Source organism: Roseateles chitinivorans (assembly GCF_050632145.1).
GTDB lineage: Bacteria > Pseudomonadota > Gammaproteobacteria > Burkholderiales > Burkholderiaceae_C > Roseateles > Roseateles chitinivorans_B.
This window is the reverse complement of the sequence record NZ_CP192577.1, coordinates 1,548,001-1,564,546: the sequence shown is the minus strand read 5'-3', so window position 1 is coordinate 1,564,546 and position 16,546 is coordinate 1,548,001. Positions and strand designations below refer to the sequence as shown.

Genomic DNA, 16,546 nt, shown 5'->3' with positions numbered 1-16,546 from the left:
GGACGGCCCGTCTTGTGGGCGGGCGTTCGTGTTGTGCGAGTCCGTCACCTTAGCCGAAGCGCCCCTTGAAGCCGAATGCCATGGGCGCCGTCCGCCCCGTGGAGAACCCGACCCGGGACAACCCTGAGAGCCCCGCGTTCCGGGTCGCTCGGCCGTCGGTGGCGGGTCTGTCCGATTAGCATCACCGCTCATGTCCGAACGCACCTTCCACTGGGCCGTCATCGGCCCCGGCTCGATCGCGCACCGCTTCGCCGAGGCGGTCGCGCAGCTCGTCGGCTGCCGCCTCCACGCGGTCTGCGGCCGCGACGCGCAACGCGCGTCCGCCTTCGCCGAACGCTGGTCCCGACCCGGCGAGCCCGCGGTGCTCGCCCACACCGACCCCGCCGCGGTGATGAACGATCCCGACGTCGACGGCGTCTACGTCGCGACGCCGCACGGCCAGCACTACGAGTACGTCCTCGCCGCGCTCCAGGCCGGCAAGGCCGTGCTCTGCGAGAAGTCGCTGGTGCCGAACCAGGAGATGGGGCGTCGCCTGGTGCAGGCCTCGCGCACGCATCAGACCTTCCTGATGGAGGCGGTATGGACGCGCTTCCTGCCGCTGTACCAGGACCTGGCGGCCTGGCTGCGCGACGGCCGCCTCGGCGCGCTGCGCGGCATGCAATCGAGCTTCTGCTTCCCCGCGCCCTACGACCCCGACAGCCGCATCTTCAGCCCCGCGCTCGCGGGCGGCGCGTTGCTGGACGTCGGCATCTACAACCTCACCGCGACGCGCTGGGTGCTGCAGCACGCGCTCGGCGAGGTGCCGCCGCTGGTGGACCTGGCGGTGAAGGCCCGGCTCGCGCCGACCGGTGTGGATGCGGGGCTGGCGGTGACGCTCGACTTCGGCGATGGGCTGACGTCGCAGTTCCAGTGCGCCATCGACACCTTCGCGCCGAACACGATGCACATCCTCGGCGAGGCGGGCGCGATCGTGCTGCCCGAGACCTTCTGGGAAGCGACGCGTGCCCAGTGGCTGCCGGCACAGGGCCCGGGCGAGACGATCGCGCGCCCGTTCGAGATCAACGGCTTCGAGAACGAGATCCGCGAGACGATGCGCTGCGCGCGCGCCGGCGAGATCGAGAGCCCCGTGGTGCCGCATGCGGAGACGCTGGCGGTGCTCGGGTGGATGGACCGCATCCGCGCGCTGGCGGGCGTGAGATCGCCGTTCGACGATGCGTTCCCCAACAGCGCCTGAAGAGCGCCGCAAGAAAACGACCGAAGAAAGCGACGATGGAGACAAGACCTTCCGACTTCGACGACTCGATCCCGGTCCCGCTGCCGGACAGTCCGGCCCTGAGGATCGAGCGCGCGGCGCCCGACGATCTGCCGCGCATCGAGAACCTCATGCAGTTCTACAACTACGACCTGAGCGAATGGACGCCGGTGGCGTTCGCGCATGAAGGTCGTTATCAGCTGCGACCCAAGGCGCCCTACTGGGCACAGGACGACGTGCATCCGTTCCTGATCTGGGTCGGCGACGAGCTCGCCGGTTTCGCAGTGGTCGACAGGGAGTGCGAGCAACCCGACTCGGACCACAACATGGGCTATTTCTTCCTGGCGCGCGGCTACCGCGGCCACGGCCTGGCGGCGCGCGCGGCGGGAGAAGTGCTGGCGCGGTTTCCGGGGCGCTGGGAGGTCTATCACCTGATGGCCAACACGCCGGCGGCGCAGTTCTGGCCCGGCGTGATCCGCAGCCGGGCAGCCGGCGAGATCACCCGGGAGGTCCGCACCCTCCACGAGGACGAGTGCTGCCTCTATCGTTTCCTCGTTGCGCTGCCTGCGGGCGCGTGAAAAGAGAAGAGGCGCCCTGGGGCGCCTCGTCGTTCGGTCGATGTCGAGGTTGGTGTCGCCGGCCCGGTTCAGCGCAATGCCGCCGCGCGAGGTCCGGTCGTGCCGGCACTCGGCAGGCGCTTGATCAGGTGATGGAGCACCAGCGCGATCACGAGCAGCACCGTCAACCCGAAGGCCCAGGTCACCCAGACCACCGGCACGAGCCAGCCGATCGCCGAACCCGCCATCGGCGCGCCGGTGCCGGCCATCTCCAGCAGCCATTGCACGACGCCTTGCACGGCCTCCAGCAGACCGGTGTCGAGGAAGGGTTCCAGCCAGGCGGGGAACTTGAACTCCACCGCGCTCTTGCCGAGCTCGGCCGCGCGGCCGGTGGAGAGGGCCTCCACCGTCCAGCGCACCAGGCCCGCCGTGGCCCAGGCCAGTCCGCTCCAGATCAGCGCGAACAGCCCGGTCACGGACCACAGGAAGGTCTTCATCGTGTGCCTCGCCTCAATCGCTCAGGACCGGTCCGTTCAGTCGTCGCTGGAGCCGGCGAAGCCGAAGATGCTCAGCAGGCTGGTGAACAGGTTGAACAGCGAGACGAACAGGCTGACCGTGGCCATCACGTAGTTCCGCTCGCCGCCGTTCACGATCATGCTGGTGTGGAACAGGATCATGCCGGCCGACAGCAGCGCGACGACGCCCGAGACCACCACCGACAGCATCGGCAGCTGGAAGAACAGGTTGGCCAGCGACGCGAGGATCGCGATGATCATGCCGGCGAACAGGAAGCCGCCCATGAAGCTGAAGTCCTTCTTGGTCGCCAGCACGTAGGCTGACAGCACCAGGAAGGTCGCGCCGGTGGTGCCCATCGCCATGGCGATGATGCTGGCGCCGCCGGCCATCTTCAGGATCGCGCCGAGCAAGGGCCCCAGCGTGTAGCCCATGAAGCCGGTCAGCGCGAACACCAGCGGCACCGAGGCGGCGCTGTTCTGCGTCTTGTGGATCGCGAACAGCAGGCCGAAGTAGCCGATCAGCGTGATGATCATGCCCGGCGCGGGCAGCCGGTACGCGACCGCGGCGGCCGCGACGGCGCCGCTGAACAGCAGCGTCATCGACAGCAGCGCGTAGGTGTTGCGCAGCACGCGCGCCACGTCGGCGCGCTGGGTGAAGACTGAATCGCCGCCGTTGGCGGTGGCGGGCGTCCAGGCCGACGGGGACGCCGGCTGTCGTTGGAAGTCGCTCATGAAGGTTCTCCTTGGATCCGAGGGAGCCGTTGGACGTGAAGCGTGATCACACGCGTTTGGGGATTGACCTTAACGCGATCGTCACATCGAATAAACCTGCTTATTGCTCATTTTGCTGAAGCAATTTCCGTCTCCAGCTCGTTGAGATTGATGGGGGTGGCGCGACGCTCCAGCAGCTTGGCCACCAGCGGGTGGTTCTGACCCCGGCGCGAGTAGATCGCGTGCACGTCCTCGACCACCTCGGTCTGGCCCAGCAGGTGCAGGCCGGCCATCAGCGACAGGTCGTCGGCGCCCAGGCGGCTGACCGGGAACACGCCCAGGCCGCGCGCGGCGAAGACGCTCATCAGCGCGCTGTCCTCGAACTCGCCGACGATCTGCGGGCGGATGTGATGCTGTTCGAACCAGCGCTCCAGGCCCGAGCGCAGCGAGGCGTGGCGGGTCGGCAGCAGCACCGGCAGCGTCTCGAGGACGTACGGGAAGCCCTTGTTCGGCGCGCGCTTGGCACGCTCGATCAGTTCGGCCGGGCCGTACCAGTCCACCGTGGTGCTCGCCAGCAACTGGCTGGTGATGCGCAGCGTCGGGTTGACCGGCGCGGGCTGGTCGGTGAGCACCAGATCCAGGTGATGCAGCGCGAGTTCGCCGATCAGCTGGTCGACCTCGCCCTCGTGGCACACGAGGCGCAGTTGCGGCGTATCGAGCACCGGCGCCAGCAGCGCGTGTGCGGCCAGCTTCGACAGGCCGTCGGACAGGCCCACCGACAGGCGCTGCACGCGCTGCGTGGCGGCCTCGTGGACCTCGTTGGGCACCATCTGGCCGATCTGGAAGATCTCCTCCGCGCGGGCGAACGCGGCCTGGCCGGCCTCGGTCAGCACCAGGCCGCGGCCTTCGGGCTTGAGCAGCTGGTGGCCCAGCGAGCGCTCCAGCTCCCGCACCTGCGCGCTGATCGTCTGCACCGCCATGCCCAGGCGGTCGGCCGCCCGGGCGAAGCCGCCCTCCTTGGCGACGACCCAGAAGTAGTGGAGGTGACGGTAGTTGAGGGTGGACATGGCGGGGCCTCCGAAAAAGACGAACCGGGATGATAACGAACTTCGCTTAAACGGAAGTTAAGACGATCCAAGCGAAGGTTTTTCCGACAGCTTGTCGACCCGGTCAGGTGGAGTCCATGCCCCTGGCGGTTCAGTTCAGCGCGCGGTTGACGCGCATATCTTCACGCATTCTTCACGCCTCACTTCGTTTCTTGTGCGGATTGCAGTTCGGAAAAGCAGAACGCGCCGCAGGCCTCCCGGCCCCGGCGCGTTCAAGAAGTCCCGGAGGACTCGTCGGATCGGCGTCCTCAGATGGCGGCGAGGCCCGCCTTCAGGTCGTCACGCAGGTCTTCGATGTCCTCGATGCCGGCGGAGATCCGCACCAGCGAATCGGTGATGCCGAGCCGGTTGCGCGTCTCGACCGGGATGGACGCATGCGTCATCAGCGCGGGCAGCGAGATCAGGCTCTCGACGCCACCCAGGCTCTCCGCCAGCGAGAAGATCTGCACCCGCTCCAGGAAGCGGCGTGCGCCGGCCAGGTCGGTGCCGAGCTGGATGCTGATCATCCCGCCGCCGCCGCGCATCTGGCGCTTGGCCAGCGCGAGCTGCGGATGGCTTTCCAGGCCGGGGTAGTAGACGCGGCGCACCTTGGGTTGCGATTCCAGCCAGCCGGCGAGTTCCAGCGCGCTCTCGTTGTGGCGCGCCATGCGCAGCGCCAGCGTCTTCAGTCCGCGCAGCGCGAGGAAGCTGTCGAACGGGCCGGCGATCGAGCCGACGGCGTTGTGCAGGAACTCGAGCTGCTCGCGCAGCGCCGCCTGGCGCTGCTCGCCGCCGACCACCACCACGCCCGAGATCACATCGCTATGGCCGTTCAGGTACTTGGTGGCGGAGTGCATCACCGCGTCGAAGCCCAGCTCCAGCGGGCGCTGCGACCAGGGGCTGGCGAAGGTGTTGTCCGCGATGGCCAGCGCGCCGTGCTCGCGCGCGATCTTCGCCACGGCGGCCAGGTCGGTCAGCGTCAGCAGCGGGTTGCTGGGCGTCTCGATCCAGATCATCTTCGTCTCGGGACGCAGCGCGGCGCGGACGTTCTCCGGCTTGCTGCTGTCGACGTAGGTGACCTGCAGGCCGGCGCTGCGCTTGCGCACGCGCTCGAACAGGCGGTAGCTGCCGCCGTAGAGGTCATCGCCGGCGACGATGTGCGAGCCGGCATCCAGCGTGTCCAGGATCGTGGCCATCGCGGCCAGGCCCGACGAGAAGGCGTAGCCCTGCACGCCGCCTTCCAGGCTGGCGATCGCGCGCTCGTAGGCCTGGCGGGTCGGGTTGTGCGTGCGGCCGTATTCGTAGCCCTGGTGCACGCCGGGGCTCTGCTGGCGGTAGGTCGAGGTCGCGTAGATCGGCGGCATCACCGCGCCGGTCGTCGGATCGGGATGCTGGCCGCCGTGGATGGCGCGCGTGTCGAAACGCAGGTCGGCGCCGTGGGAATGCTTGCTGTCTTGGTCGGAGTCGTGGCTCATGACAAGCCCTTTCGCAGGTGGTTCAAGAGATCGAAACGGGTGACGAGGCCGTGGAAGGCGTGATCGTCGGCGATCACGGCCACCAGGCCCTTGCGCAGCTGCGCGATCAGGTCGGACAGCGGCGCGCCGGGAGGCAGGGTCTGCACATCATGACTCATCGCGCTGTCCACGCTGTCCTTGAAGTGGCGCGCGTCCATGTGCATCTGGGCGAGCAGGTCGGACTCGTCGAGCAGGCCGACCAGCTTGCCGTCCTTCAGCACCGGCAGCTGCGAGACCTCGGCCTGGCGCATGCGGGAGAAGGCGGTCGCCAGCGTGTCCTCCGGGCTGACGCTGATGACGGCGCCGTCCTCGGGCAGGCGCGCGATCAGGTCGCGCAGGTCGCCCTTGGTGGCGCGCTTGAGCAGGCCCTGGTCGAACATCCACGGGTCGTTGTAGACCTTGGACAGGTAACGGGTGCCGGTGTCGCAGACCAGCGTGACGACGCGCTTGGGCGTGGTCTGCGCGCGGCAGTACTTCAGCGCCGCGGCCAGCAGCGTGCCGGTCGAGGAGCCGGCCAGGATGCCTTCGGCGCGGTACAGGTCGCGCGCGGTGGCGAAGCTTTCCTGGTCGGTGATCGAGTAGGCGTGGCGCACGCCGCTCAGGTCGGCGATCGGCGGGATGAAGTCCTCGCCGATACCTTCGACGGCCCAGGAGCCGGCCTCGCCGAAGCTGCCGGTCTCGATGAAGTCCTTGAGGATCGATCCCGCCGGATCGGCCAGCACCACATCCAGCCCCGGGCGCACCTTGGCGAAGAAGCGCGACAGGCCGGTGATCGTGCCGCCGGAGCCGACGCCACAGACCAGCGCGTCGATGCGGTGGCCGACCTGCTGCCAGATCTCGGGACCGGTCGTGGTCTCGTGGGCCAGCGGGTTGTTGGGGTTGTTGAACTGGTCGGCGTACCAGGCGCCGGGGATGTCCTGGACCAGGCGCGCGGCGCGGTCCTGGTAGTAGTCGGGATGGCCCTTGCCCACGTCGGAGCGCGTGATGTGGACCTCGGCGCCCAGCGCCTTGAGCTGCAGCACCTTCTCGGCGGACATCTTGTCCGGCACGACCAGCACGACGCGGTAGCCCTTCGCCCGCGCGACCAGCGCGAGCCCGAGGCCGGTGTTGCCGGCGGTCGCCTCGACGACGGTGCCGCCGGGCGGCAGCAGGCCGTCGCGCTCGGCGGCCTCGATCATCGACAGGCCGATGCGGTCCTTGATCGAGCCGCCGGGGTTCTGCGATTCGAGCTTCAGGAACAGCTGGCAGGGGCCGGTGTCGAGCCGGTGCACGGGGACCAGCGGCGTGTTGCCGATCAGGTCCAGCACGGCAGGGCGCTCGGGCGGCAGCTGCACGGGGTGGAAGAGGTCTCCTTGGCACTCATGGGCGCTCCTTGTGATCCTGGTGGGATGGTCGGGCGACGCGTCCGGCGGGGGTGGTGCCGGGCGCGGGCAAACCGCGTAGGTTATCCGCTGGAAGCGATGGCTTCCAAGCGCGGTTGTCGCAGCAGCTTATCCGCGGATGGCATGAGCGACCACCATCCTCACGGCAGCACCGACGCGCCGAGTTCCGGGAACACCTTGCCGACCTTGCCCATCAGGTACTCGCCGTAGGTGCCGGCGAAGACGTGGAGGTTGCTGGCATCCCAGCGCGACGCGCTGTCGTCCTCGGCCGGCGGCAGGCCGGGGATCGGCTGGACGCGACTGGTGAAGGACGGATCGAGGAACAGCGGTACGGACAGCCGGTCGTGCAGGCCGCGATTGAGCTTCACGCGATGCGGCGTGCTGCGGTAGAGCCCGGCGGTCATGCGGTCCAGCATGTCGCCGATGTTGCAGACGAAGGTGCCGGGCATCGGCGGCGCCTCGATCCAGCCGCGGCGGCCGTGGACTTCCAGCCCGCCGCTGTCGTCCTGGTAGAGCAGCGTGAGCAGGCCGTAGTCGGTGTGCTCGCCGACGCCCCACGGGGCATCGACCTCGGCCGCTTCCGGCACGACGGGATAGTTGAAGAGCCGCAGCAGCACCAGCGGGTCCGCGGTGGCGTGCGTCAGGAAGTAGGCCGGCGGCAGATCGAGGCTGAGCGCGATGCCGCCCAGCACGCGCTGGCCCACCGCGGTCACCGCGGCAAGGTACTCGAGCACCGTGTCCCTCAATCCCGGCACGTCGGGCCAGAGGTTGGCGCCGTGCAGCGGCGTGCCGGCGAGCACGCGCGGATCTTCCGGCGGCAACTCAGCACCGAGGTACAGCCCTTCCTTCCAGTCCGGACGTCCCGAGGTCAACTCGCCGCCGGCGCTGAAGTAGCCGCGCCAGGCGCGACCGCCGTCGGTCATCGGCCAGCGTTGCTTCTGCTCCTCGGGCAGCGCGAAGAACACACGTGCCAACCGGTCGAGCCGCTCGATCAACGCGGGATCGACCCCGTGATGGCTCACGTAGAAGAAGCCATGCGCGCGACAGGCCTCGCCGATCTGCACGGCCGCAAGACGGCCGCCAGGCGAGGCCGGATCGCCGGTCGCCGGGTCGTGCAGGCCGGAGATGTCGATGACGGGCACGCGGTCGTGGAGGAGGCTCATGCCTTGAGCATGCCGCAAGCGCGAATCCGAGTCGATGAAGGGGACGGTGAGGGGACGTGCGAAAGCCGCGCATGCATATGCCCATCCGTTCGTTCCGCGTGAAGCCCGGCGTTCCTAAGCTGATGTCCATCGTGAACCACCGCTCCCACAAGGACACCGACGCCATGACCCTGACCGTGACCCGCCGCGCCCTGCTCGTGATCGCCACCTCGGCCGCCATGCTGGGCATCGCCCATGCGGACCAGCTGGACGACATCAAGAAGAAGGGCGAGCTCGTGGTGGGCGTGCTCGGCACCGACGAGCCCAACAGCTTCATCGATCCGAAGACGCGCGAGATCGTCGGCTACGAGGTCGACCTGGCGAAGGCGGTCGCGCAGAAGCTCGGCGTGAAGCTGCGCCTGAAGCAGCTGGCGGTCGCGGCGCGCATCCCCGAGCTGCAGCAGGGCCACGTGGATGTGCTGGCCGCGAGCCTCACGCACAACAAGGAACGCGAGGCGGTGATCGACTTCTCGCTGACCACCTTCGTCACCGGCCAGAAGGTGCTGGTCAAGAAGGACAGCGGCATCAAGGCGCTGAACCAGCTGGCCGGCAAGAAGGTCGTGACCATCAAGGGCGGCACGCAGGAGCCCAACGTCCGCAAGGCCGTCCCGTCGGTCGACGTCGTCACCTTCGACACCGGACCGCAGGCCTTCCAGGCGCTGCAGCAGGGCAAGGGCGTGGCGTTCGTCAACGACGAGGTGTCGCTGCTGGACCAGTACGCCAAGCTCGGCCCGGCGGCGTCGCAGTACGAGATCCTGTCGGCCAACCTCAGCGTCGAACCGCTGGCGCTGGGCCTGCGCAAGGGCGAAACCAAGTTGAAGGCGCAGGTGGACGGCGCGCTGCGCGAGCTCGAGGCCAACGGCACCGCCGAGCAGCTGTTCAACAAGTGGTACGGACCGGCTACGCGTCTGAAGTTCCAGACGCGCAGCTTCAAGATCGATAGCGACCAAGTGGAGGGCTGAGCACGACCCAGATGAACTGATCTACCTTGTCATCCGATGCGAGCACGCCCCGGCTTCGGCCGGGGCGTTGTTTATTCTGGGACGCGTTGATTCCATGCCTCATCTCGATTTTTCGGTGCTGCTGCAAGGGCAGTTCCTCGACTGGCTGCTGGCCGGCGTGCGGCTGTCGCTGACGCTGACGGTGCTCGCGCTGGTGATCGCGCTGCCGCTCGGCACGCTGATCGCGCTCGCCCGCCTGGCGCCGTTCCCGCCGCTGCGCGCGCTGGCCTGGACCTACGTCGAAGCCGTGCGCAACGTGCCGCTGCTGGCGCACATGCTGTTCTGGTATTTCGCAGTGCCGGAGCTGCTGCCCGACGGCGTGAAGGCGTGGCTCTACGCCGGCAACGTCGAGGCCGCGGCGGCGCTCGCCGCGCTGGTGGTCTACACGGCGGCCTTCATGGCCGAGGACGTGCGCTCCGGGCTGCGGTCGGTGCCGCCGGGGCAATGGGAAGCCGCGAAGTCGATGGGCCTGCGCTTCGCCGGATCGGTGCGATGGGTCGTGCTCCCACAGGCGCTGCGCGCGACGGTCCCGCCGTTGATCTCTCAGACGCTGAACCTCTGGAAGAACACCAGCATCGCGACGGTAGTCGGCGCGGCTGAACTCATGTACCAGGCGCAGCGCGTGGAGTCCGCGACCTTCCGCGGCTTCGAGACCTTCGCGATGGCGACGGCGACCTACCTGGGCGTCTCGATGCTGATCACCGGCGCGGGCGTGCTGTACCAGCGGCGGTATCCAGTGCGGCCGGCCGGCCATTGAGGCGATCGTGATGACCTGGAGCACGAGGAGCGCATCGCGATGAGCATCGCCGAGATGATCGACACCTACTGGCTCTACGTGCTGGTGGGGCAGTACCCGAACGGACCGCTCGGCGGACTGGCGCTGACGGTGGTGTTGGCGGCGCTGGGGCTGCTGCTGGCCCTGCCGCTGGGCGTGCTGCTCGGCGTCGCGCGCGTGAGCCGCCGCGTCTGGCTGCGCTGGCCGGTGACCGCGCTGGTCTACGTCGTGCGCGGCACGCCGCTGCTGATGGTGGTGTTCTGGGCCTACTTCTTCCTGCCGGCGGTGACCGGTCACAAGACGGACCAGTTCAACACGATGCTGGCGGCGCTGGTGATCTTCGACGCCGCCTACCTGGCGGAGATCGTGCGCGCCGGCCTGCAGTCGCTGCCATCGGGACAGCGCCTGGCCGCGGAGGCGCTGGGCATGTCGCGGGGCCAGTCCTTGCGGCTGGTGCTGCTGCCGCAGGCGCTGCGCCACATGCTGCCCTCGCTGGTCAACCAGTTCGCCTCGACGATCAAGGAGACGTCGCTGGGCACGATCATCGGGCTGTCCGAGCTCTCCTTCATCGCCGGCCAGGTCAACGCGCAGGTGCTGGTGCAGCCGGTGGCGGTGTACGGGATGCTGGCCGGGTGCTACTTCGTGATGTGCTTCGGGCTGTCGCGACTCGCGCACGCGGTCGAGCGGAGAAGCAGCCGACAGCGCGCAACACCTGTCACCGCGCCCTCGGCGATCGATCGGTTCCACGCATTCATGCGAGGGGGACTACGGAATCCAGTGAGCGCGCTGGCAAGGAGCACAAGAACCAGTCAGTGACGGGAGCGGGTGATGGGATCAAGCTAGCGGCTCCGAAATCGAATGCGTGAACGGACGATCATGCTTGACCTCACCCTCTACCATCGAGCGCTCCAACTCTCCGACTCGCCAATGAGTCCCGAGGAGATGGTGACGCTCGCGATGAAGACCTACATCGCCATACAGGCGGCGCACCGATTGGCCGATCTCGGCGGCCGCGCACCCGACCTGCAGGACATTAAGTGCCGTTGCGCGTTTGCCGAACTTGCGGGGGCGCCGGCATGATCGATCGAGTCCTCTACCGACGCGCATTGGCCGTCGCGGATCAGCCTGTAGACAGGCAAAATTTCATCAACGTCGTCCTGCGCACTTTCATTGCCTATCAAGCACAGGCAGCCCTCTGCGAGATGGGCGGAATCGCGCCCAATCTGCCTCACATTCCCCGTCGGCGGCAGGACCCCGAAGATCCTTCAGATCTGTAGCCATGAAAGTGCTCATCGATACCTCCGTCTGGATCGACCATTTCCGCCAAAGCGATGCATCGCTTCTGCACCTGCTAACCAAGGGAGCTGCGCTTTCTCATCCCCTGATCCTCGGGGAACTACGATGCGGAAGCCTGCCGGAACCTCGCTCCAAATCCTTGGCCAGGGTCGAGCACCTGAATCACAGCGCGCCTGTGGACATTCAGGAGGTGATTGATTTGATCGAGAAGGAAAGGATTTACGGAAAGGGCTGCGGCCTGGTGGACATCGGACTGCTTGCCTCAACACTCAAGACGCCAGGGGCGCTTCTATGGGCTGCCGACCGGCGCCTAGCGGCACTGGCACGGCAACTCGGTGTTGCCTACGAAGACGCGCCACCGAGAACTGGCCGGCGATCACCGTTGCTTGCTCACCGCTGCATGCCCCACCGCGTGACCGTCGCCTTCTCGATGGTGCTGAAGACCAGGCGCTCGACGAGCCAGCCGATCAGGATGACCAAAGCCAGGCCTGCGAAGACGCGATCGGTCTGCAGTTCGTTGCGGTTCTGGAAGATGTACCAGCCCAGGCCGCCCTGGCCGGAGGACGCGCCGAAGAACAGTTCGGCGGCGATCAGGGTCCGCCACGCGAAGGCCCAGCCGACGCGCAGGCCTGACAAGATCGACGGCAGCGCCGCCGGCAGCAGGATCTGCGCGACGTAGCGCGGTCCCGTGAGTCCGTAGTTGCGACCCGCCATGCGCAGGGTCTCCGGCACGGACGAGAAACCTGCCGATGCCGCCAAGGCCAGCGGCCAGAGCACCGCGTGCACGAGCACGAAGATCAGGCTCCCCGATCCCAGCCCGAACCACAGCAGCGCCAGCGGCAGCAAGGCGATCGCCGGCAGCGGGTTGAACATCGCCGTCAGGCTCGACAGCAAGTCCCGACCCCAGCGCGACGAGGTCGCCAGCGCGGTCAGTCCGAGCGCGAGCACCACCCCCAGCGCATAACCCTGCAGCAGCAGCTTCAGAGAAATCCCCGCGCGCACCAGCAGTTCGCCGCCGTACAAACCTTCCCAGAGCGCCCGCGCCGCGGAGACGAACGAGGGGAACAACAGATCGTTGTCCGCCGCGCGCGCAGCGACTTCCCAGAGCGTGGCCAGCAGCGCCAGCAGCGCAGCCTGGCGCCAGGCGCTCGAGTCCAGCGCGCGACGCCACAGCGGCGTCGACGCCACCTGAACGGGCACGTAATCGGCGAGCGCTTCCTCACGCTCCGCGCGCAGGGGCGGATCGAGCGGCCGCTGCGTCGGCAGCACGGTGACGGTCATCGATGAATCCTCAGTTCAGGGCCACTGCGGCGGAGGCTGCCGCCGCGGTGGCTTCGGCCGCAGCCGTCGACTCCGCGATCGGCTCATCGCCGAAGAGCAGATGCTCGATGCGTTGCGCCTGCGCGGCACGCTGCGCCGGTGTCAGGCCTTGCGCGTTCAGCTCGGCGCGCACCCGTCCCGGATGCGGCGACAGCACCAGCACGCGATGCCCCACGATCAGCGCTTCCTCGATCGAGTGCGTCACGAAGAGCAGCGTGAAGCGCTCCTGTTCCCACAGCGCGAGCAGCTCGTCCTGCATCCGCCGGCGCGTCAGCGCATCGAGCGCCGCGAACGGCTCGTCCATCAGCAGCACGCGCGGCTTCATCGCCAACGCACGCGCGATCGCGACGCGCTGCTTCATCCCCCGGACAGCTGGTGCGGATACGCCGACGCGAAGTCGCTCAGCCCCACGCGGGACAACCAGTCCCGCGCACGTTCCAGCGCCTGCTTGCGCGACGCCGAGCCCGACGCGATCAGCGGGAACGCGACGTTCTCCAGCACCGTCTTCCAAGGCGGCAACTGATCGAATTCCTGGAACACCGCGATGCGGTCCGGCCCCGGTCCGCTGACCGGCTTGCCGTCGACCAGGATGCGTCCCTCCGCCGGCGTGACGAAGCCGCCGACCGCCTTCAGCAGCGAGGACTTCCCGCAGCCCGATGCGCCGAGCAACACGAAACGTTCCGACGGCAGCACGTCGAATCCGACGCGATGCGTCGCACGGACCACGCCGCGATCGCTCTTGTAGTCGAGGCTGACGCCGTCGACCCGCAAGCGCGCCTGGCGCTCCTGCGGGAGCGAACCTGCCGCGCCGTCGCACGCCTCGCAGGCGGGCACCGAGTCGAGCTGCTCCAGCACCGCGCTCATGCTCAACTGCCGGCCGCGTTGTGCGGGTCGTCGAAGAAGTAATCCTTCGCCGACGCCGGCTTGTTCTTGATCGCGCCGATGCGATGCATGAATGTCGCCAGCGCGAAGGTGTTCTGCGGCGTGATCTTGAACTGCACTTCCGGGTTCTTGATCACCTTGAGCAGCAGCTCCTTGGGCACCTTCGAGTTCTCGTTCTTGATGTAGATGTCCGCCGAGCGCTCCGGGTTCTTCGAGATGAAGTCCGCCGCCTCGGCCAGCGCGCCGATGAAGGCCTTGTAGGTCTTCGGGTTGTCGCGCCGGAACTTCTCCGTCGTGTACAGCACCGTCGCCGACGCCGGACCGCCCAGCACCTCGTAGCTGTTCAGCACGATGTGGACGTTCGGGTTGCCCGCCAGGCCCTGCTCCTGGAACGGCGGATTGCCGAAGTGCGCATTGATCTCGGTGCCGCCCTTGATCAACGCCGCCGTCGCTTCCGGATGCGGCAACGCGACCTGCAAACGGTCCAGCTTGTTGAACTGCGCGTCGCCCCAGCGCTTGGCCGAGGCCAGCTGCAGGATGCGCGACTGCACCGACACGCCCACCGCCGGCAACGCGATGCGGTCCTTGTCGCCGAAGTCGTCGATGCTCTTGACGGCGGGATTGCTGCTGGTCAGGTAGTACGGGAAGTTGCCCAGCGACGCGATGCCGCGCACGTTCTGCTTGCCCTGCGTCTTGTCCCACAGCGTCAGCAGCGGACCGACGCCCGCTCCGGCGATGTCGATGCTGCCGGACAGCAGCGCCTCGTTGATCGCCGGGCCGCCGGAGAGCTGCACGCGCTCGACCTGGATGTCGACGCCCGCGGCCTTGCCGTGTTTCTCGATCAGCTGCTGGTCCTGCGCGACGTTGAGCAGCAGGTAGACGATGCCGAACTGCTCGGCGATGCGGATCTTGCCTTCCGCGTGCGCGGAGAGCGTCGACAGCGACAGCCCGGCCGCCAGCGCGCCCGTGAGCAGGGATTTCAGGAGAGCGGGGCAGTGGGGTTTCATGCGGGGATGTCGCCTTCGATGGTGGTGCGATAGAGGTGTCGGCGCAGGTGATCGGGGCAGCCGGTGGCGAGATGCAGCAGCGAGCGGTTGTCCCAGAACACGAGGTCGTGCGGCAGCCACTGGTGGCGGTACACGATGCTCTTGCGGCTGCTGTGCTCGAAGAGCTGGGCGAGCAGGTCGCGGCTCTCGTCCTCGGGCACATCGAGGACACGCGTCGTGAAGTGCTCGCTGACGAAGAGCGCGCGGCGGCCCGTCTCCGGATGCGTGCGCACGATCGGCTGCGACGCGGGCTTCACTTCGGCGATCTGTTCAGGCGTGAGCTTCGGGCGCCACGGGTTGCGCGCGCGCAGTTCCTCGTACTTCGCGAGGTAGCTGTGCTCGGCACGCTTGCCGGCGATCGCCGTCTTCAGTGCCAGCGGCAGGCCGTCGTAGGCGTGATGCTGATTGGCGAAAAGCGTGTCGCCACCTTCCGACGGCAGCTCCTGCGCATGCAGCAGCGAGCCCAGGCTCGGACGTTCCTTGTACGAGAGGTCCGAGTGCCAGTACTGGCCCGCGTCGCCCAGTCCGACCGGCTGTCCCTGCGCGTCGCGCACGTTGGACACCTGCAGGATCTCCGGATGGCCCGCCAGCTGGAAGTTGCGCAGCACGTGGATCTGCAACGGCCCCCAGCGGCGGCTGAACGCGATGTGCTCGGCCGGCGTGATGCGCTGATCGCGGAACACCAGCACGTGGTGATCCAGATGCGCGCGGTGCAGACGCGCGAAGTCGGCGTCATTCAGCGGACGCGTCAGGTCCAGCCCCACGACCTCGGCGCCGAGCGGCTCATCGAAGGCGTTGATCTCGAACTGCTGGGACGGCGCGTCGGCGTACGCGCCGGTCGCAGCGGCCCCGGCCAGGCGGGATGCCGGGGCGGGAACCGCGGTGGAAAGGGGCGGGGCGAGGGCTGTCATGGTCGCCGACTCTAGGCACCGACCTTCCTCGCCGGAACGAAGCGGACGGCATGTCCAAGCGCGGAAACCGAATAACGGACCCGTCGAACCGGCCCCGATCCATGGATCGCCCGAATGGGCGAACACCACGCAATCCCTAGGTGCCATGCGTCATCGGGCGGAATATCCCGTTTGCAATCTGTTTACAAGTGCATGCGTATAGTGATGTGCTTCCCTGAAGGAAGTAGGGATAACAACCAGAGGAGCAGTAGCCCCGTGAAACAAGTCATCTGCGTCAAGTGGGGAACCGCGTACGGCCCTGAATACGTCAACCGCCTGTACGGCATGCTGCGTCGGCACATCACCGGCGAGTTCCGCCTGGTCTGCCTGACCGACAACGCGGAAGGCCTGCGCCCCGAGGTCGACGCCTACGATCTGCCGGAACTCGGCTGCGAGTGGCCCAAGAAGTCGATGGGCAAGTGGCGCAAGCTGGTGATGTGGAGCGCCGACATGGGCGAGAAGACCGGCCTGTCGGGCCCGGTGCTGTTCGTCGACCTGGACTCGGTGGTCGTCGACAACATCGACGGCTACTTCTCGCACGGCAACCCGGACGACGTGATCCTGGCCCGCAACTGGGCCAAGCCGATGCAACGCCTGGGCCAGACCTCGGTGTTCCGCTTCCCGATCGGCAAGTACCCGCACATCATCGAGAACTTCCGCGCCAACCCGCAGGGTGTCGCGGACAAGCACGGCTTCGAGCAGCACTGGGTGACCGCCTCGGTGCCGGGCGGCATCAAGTTCTGGCCGCACCTGTGGACGCGGCACTTCCGCCTGCACTGCCTGCCGGCGTTCCCGCTGCGCTACTTCAAGCCGGCGCGCCTGCCCTCGGGCGCGCGCATCGTGACCTTCCCCGGTGGCCCGAATCCGGCGGACGTGATGCTCGGGCGCTGGAACACGCAGGATCCGCCGCACGAGAAGCCGTGGGACCACTTCCGCGCCGCATTCGCCGGCGGCGTGAAGCATCGCTGGCGCCACCTGCGCAGCTTCGTGCTGCCGCCGCCGTGGGTGGCGCAGCACTGGGTCGAGTAACTCCCTCTGCCTCTGCCTCTCCCGCTTGC

Annotated in this window: 16 protein-coding genes and 1 pseudogene; 7 read left to right on the top strand and 10 right to left on the bottom strand. The window is 67.9% G+C overall.

Going from position 1 to position 16,546, the window contains the following annotated elements; translation table 11 throughout:
• Window positions 1-190 precede the first annotated feature (190 nt).
• On the top strand, window positions 191-1,234 hold the full coding sequence (locus tag ACQ86G_RS07255) for a Gfo/Idh/MocA family protein (RefSeq protein WP_431259956.1): 1,044 nt from the start codon (window positions 191-193) through the stop codon (window positions 1,232-1,234).
• A gap of 35 nt (window positions 1,235-1,269) precedes the next feature.
• A complete protein-coding gene (locus ACQ86G_RS07250) occupies window positions 1,270-1,830 on the top strand; it encodes a GNAT family N-acetyltransferase (protein WP_431259955.1) in 561 nt (186 codons plus the stop codon).
• A gap of 68 nt (window positions 1,831-1,898) precedes the next feature.
• Here the strand turns inward: ACQ86G_RS07250 and ACQ86G_RS07245 are convergent, their stop codons facing one another.
• The 6 genes from ACQ86G_RS07245 to ACQ86G_RS07220 form a co-directional block, all read right to left on the bottom strand.
• Window positions 1,899-2,306 carry a hypothetical protein gene (locus tag ACQ86G_RS07245; protein WP_431259954.1) on the bottom strand — a complete coding sequence of 136 codons (408 nt, stop codon included), beginning with the start codon at window positions 2,304-2,306 and terminating at the stop codon, window positions 1,899-1,901.
• A 36-nt stretch (window positions 2,307-2,342) separates the two neighbouring features.
• Window positions 2,343-3,056, bottom strand: coding sequence for a Bax inhibitor-1/YccA family protein (locus ACQ86G_RS07240; RefSeq protein WP_431259953.1), 714 nt, complete (start codon window positions 3,054-3,056; stop codon window positions 2,343-2,345).
• A 107-nt stretch (window positions 3,057-3,163) separates the two neighbouring features.
• Complete coding sequence (locus ACQ86G_RS07235) at window positions 3,164-4,102, bottom strand: LysR family transcriptional regulator (protein WP_431259952.1); 939 nt, start codon at window positions 4,100-4,102, stop codon at window positions 3,164-3,166.
• Between the two features lie 287 nt (window positions 4,103-4,389).
• Entirely contained in the window at window positions 4,390-5,595 is a 1,206-nt protein-coding gene (locus tag ACQ86G_RS07230; protein ID WP_431259951.1) for a trans-sulfuration enzyme family protein, read from the bottom strand.
• Complete coding sequence (locus ACQ86G_RS07225; RefSeq protein ID WP_431259950.1) at window positions 5,592-6,968, bottom strand: pyridoxal-phosphate dependent enzyme; 1,377 nt, start codon at window positions 6,966-6,968, stop codon at window positions 5,592-5,594. The genes ACQ86G_RS07230 and ACQ86G_RS07225 overlap by 4 nt, the downstream gene beginning before the upstream one ends.
• A 188-nt stretch (window positions 6,969-7,156) precedes the next feature.
• Window positions 7,157-8,179, bottom strand: a complete 1,023-nt coding sequence (locus tag ACQ86G_RS07220; RefSeq protein WP_431259949.1) for an isopenicillin N synthase family dioxygenase — start codon at window positions 8,177-8,179, stop codon at window positions 7,157-7,159.
• Window positions 8,180-8,343: 164 nt separating this feature from the next.
• On the opposite strand from ACQ86G_RS07220, the gene ACQ86G_RS07215 reads away from it, so the two are divergent.
• From ACQ86G_RS07215 to ACQ86G_RS07200, 4 genes are all read left to right on the top strand, one after another.
• Window positions 8,344-9,180: an ABC transporter substrate-binding protein gene (locus ACQ86G_RS07215; RefSeq protein ID WP_431261357.1), complete on the top strand. Its 837-nt coding sequence runs from the start codon at window positions 8,344-8,346 to the stop codon at window positions 9,178-9,180.
• Between the two features lie 94 nt (window positions 9,181-9,274).
• Window positions 9,275-9,976, top strand: coding sequence for an amino acid ABC transporter permease (locus tag ACQ86G_RS07210; protein WP_431259948.1), 702 nt, complete (start codon window positions 9,275-9,277; stop codon window positions 9,974-9,976).
• 39 nt (window positions 9,977-10,015) lie between these two features.
• Entirely contained in the window at window positions 10,016-10,810 is a 795-nt protein-coding gene (locus ACQ86G_RS07205) for an amino acid ABC transporter permease (RefSeq protein ID WP_431259947.1), read from the top strand.
• A 60-nt stretch (window positions 10,811-10,870) separates the two neighbouring features.
• Window positions 10,871-11,074 (top strand): type II toxin-antitoxin system VapB family antitoxin, encoded by a 204-nt coding sequence (locus ACQ86G_RS07200; RefSeq protein ID WP_431259946.1) that lies wholly within the window; start codon window positions 10,871-10,873, stop codon window positions 11,072-11,074.
• Between the two features lie 606 nt (window positions 11,075-11,680).
• Here ACQ86G_RS07200 and ACQ86G_RS07195 read toward each other — a convergent pair.
• From ACQ86G_RS07195 to ACQ86G_RS07180, 4 genes and pseudogenes are all read right to left on the bottom strand, one after another.
• Window positions 11,681-12,571 (bottom strand): ABC transporter permease, encoded by an 891-nt coding sequence (locus tag ACQ86G_RS07195; RefSeq protein ID WP_431259945.1) that lies wholly within the window; start codon window positions 12,569-12,571, stop codon window positions 11,681-11,683.
• 10 nt (window positions 12,572-12,581) lie between these two features.
• Window positions 12,582-13,474, bottom strand: a pseudogene (locus ACQ86G_RS07190) (ABC transporter ATP-binding protein).
• A gap of 2 nt (window positions 13,475-13,476) precedes the next feature.
• Complete coding sequence (locus ACQ86G_RS07185; RefSeq protein ID WP_431259944.1) at window positions 13,477-14,499, bottom strand: ABC transporter substrate-binding protein; 1,023 nt, start codon at window positions 14,497-14,499, stop codon at window positions 13,477-13,479.
• Window positions 14,496-15,449: a TauD/TfdA dioxygenase family protein gene (locus tag ACQ86G_RS07180; protein ID WP_431259943.1), complete on the bottom strand. Its 954-nt coding sequence runs from the start codon at window positions 15,447-15,449 to the stop codon at window positions 14,496-14,498. Before ACQ86G_RS07180 ends, ACQ86G_RS07185 begins: the two co-directional genes overlap by 4 nt.
• A gap of 255 nt (window positions 15,450-15,704) precedes the next feature.
• Here ACQ86G_RS07180 and ACQ86G_RS07175 point away from each other — a divergent pair, with 255 nt between their 5' ends.
• The gene (locus ACQ86G_RS07175) at window positions 15,705-16,517 is read left to right on the top strand and encodes a glycosyl transferase (protein WP_431259942.1); all 813 of its coding nucleotides are present in this window, start codon (window positions 15,705-15,707) and stop codon (window positions 16,515-16,517) included.
• Window positions 16,518-16,546 lie beyond the last annotated feature (29 nt).

Bases quoted from the DNA above. Each gene is read 5' to 3' on its own strand.
- ACQ86G_RS07240 (WP_431259953.1), bottom strand. From the start codon at position 3,056: ATGAGCGACTTCCAACGACAGCCGGCGTCCCCGTCGGCCTGGACGCCC.
- ACQ86G_RS07205 (WP_431259947.1), top strand. From the start codon at position 10,016: ATGAGCATCGCCGAGATGATCGACACCTACTGGCTCTACGTGCTGGTG.
- ACQ86G_RS07215 (WP_431261357.1), top strand. From the start codon at position 8,344: ATGACCCTGACCGTGACCCGCCGCGCCCTGCTCGTGATCGCCACCTCG.
- ACQ86G_RS07185 (WP_431259944.1), bottom strand. From the start codon at position 14,499: ATGAAACCCCACTGCCCCGCTCTCCTGAAATCCCTGCTCACGGGCGCG.
- ACQ86G_RS07180 (WP_431259943.1), bottom strand. From the start codon at position 15,449: ATGACAGCCCTCGCCCCGCCCCTTTCCACCGCGGTTCCCGCCCCGGCA.
- ACQ86G_RS07230 (WP_431259951.1), bottom strand. From the start codon at position 5,595: ATGAGCCACGACTCCGACCAAGACAGCAAGCATTCCCACGGCGCCGAC.
- ACQ86G_RS07255 (WP_431259956.1), top strand. From the start codon at position 191: ATGTCCGAACGCACCTTCCACTGGGCCGTCATCGGCCCCGGCTCGATC.
- ACQ86G_RS07210 (WP_431259948.1), top strand. From the start codon at position 9,275: ATGCCTCATCTCGATTTTTCGGTGCTGCTGCAAGGGCAGTTCCTCGAC.
- ACQ86G_RS07245 (WP_431259954.1), bottom strand. From the start codon at position 2,306: ATGAAGACCTTCCTGTGGTCCGTGACCGGGCTGTTCGCGCTGATCTGG.
- ACQ86G_RS07195 (WP_431259945.1), bottom strand. From the start codon at position 12,571: ATGACCGTCACCGTGCTGCCGACGCAGCGGCCGCTCGATCCGCCCCTG.
- ACQ86G_RS07220 (WP_431259949.1), bottom strand. From the start codon at position 8,179: ATGAGCCTCCTCCACGACCGCGTGCCCGTCATCGACATCTCCGGCCTG.
- ACQ86G_RS07250 (WP_431259955.1), top strand. From the start codon at position 1,270: ATGGAGACAAGACCTTCCGACTTCGACGACTCGATCCCGGTCCCGCTG.
- ACQ86G_RS07235 (WP_431259952.1), bottom strand. From the start codon at position 4,102: ATGTCCACCCTCAACTACCGTCACCTCCACTACTTCTGGGTCGTCGCC.
- ACQ86G_RS07200 (WP_431259946.1), top strand. From the start codon at position 10,871: ATGCTTGACCTCACCCTCTACCATCGAGCGCTCCAACTCTCCGACTCG.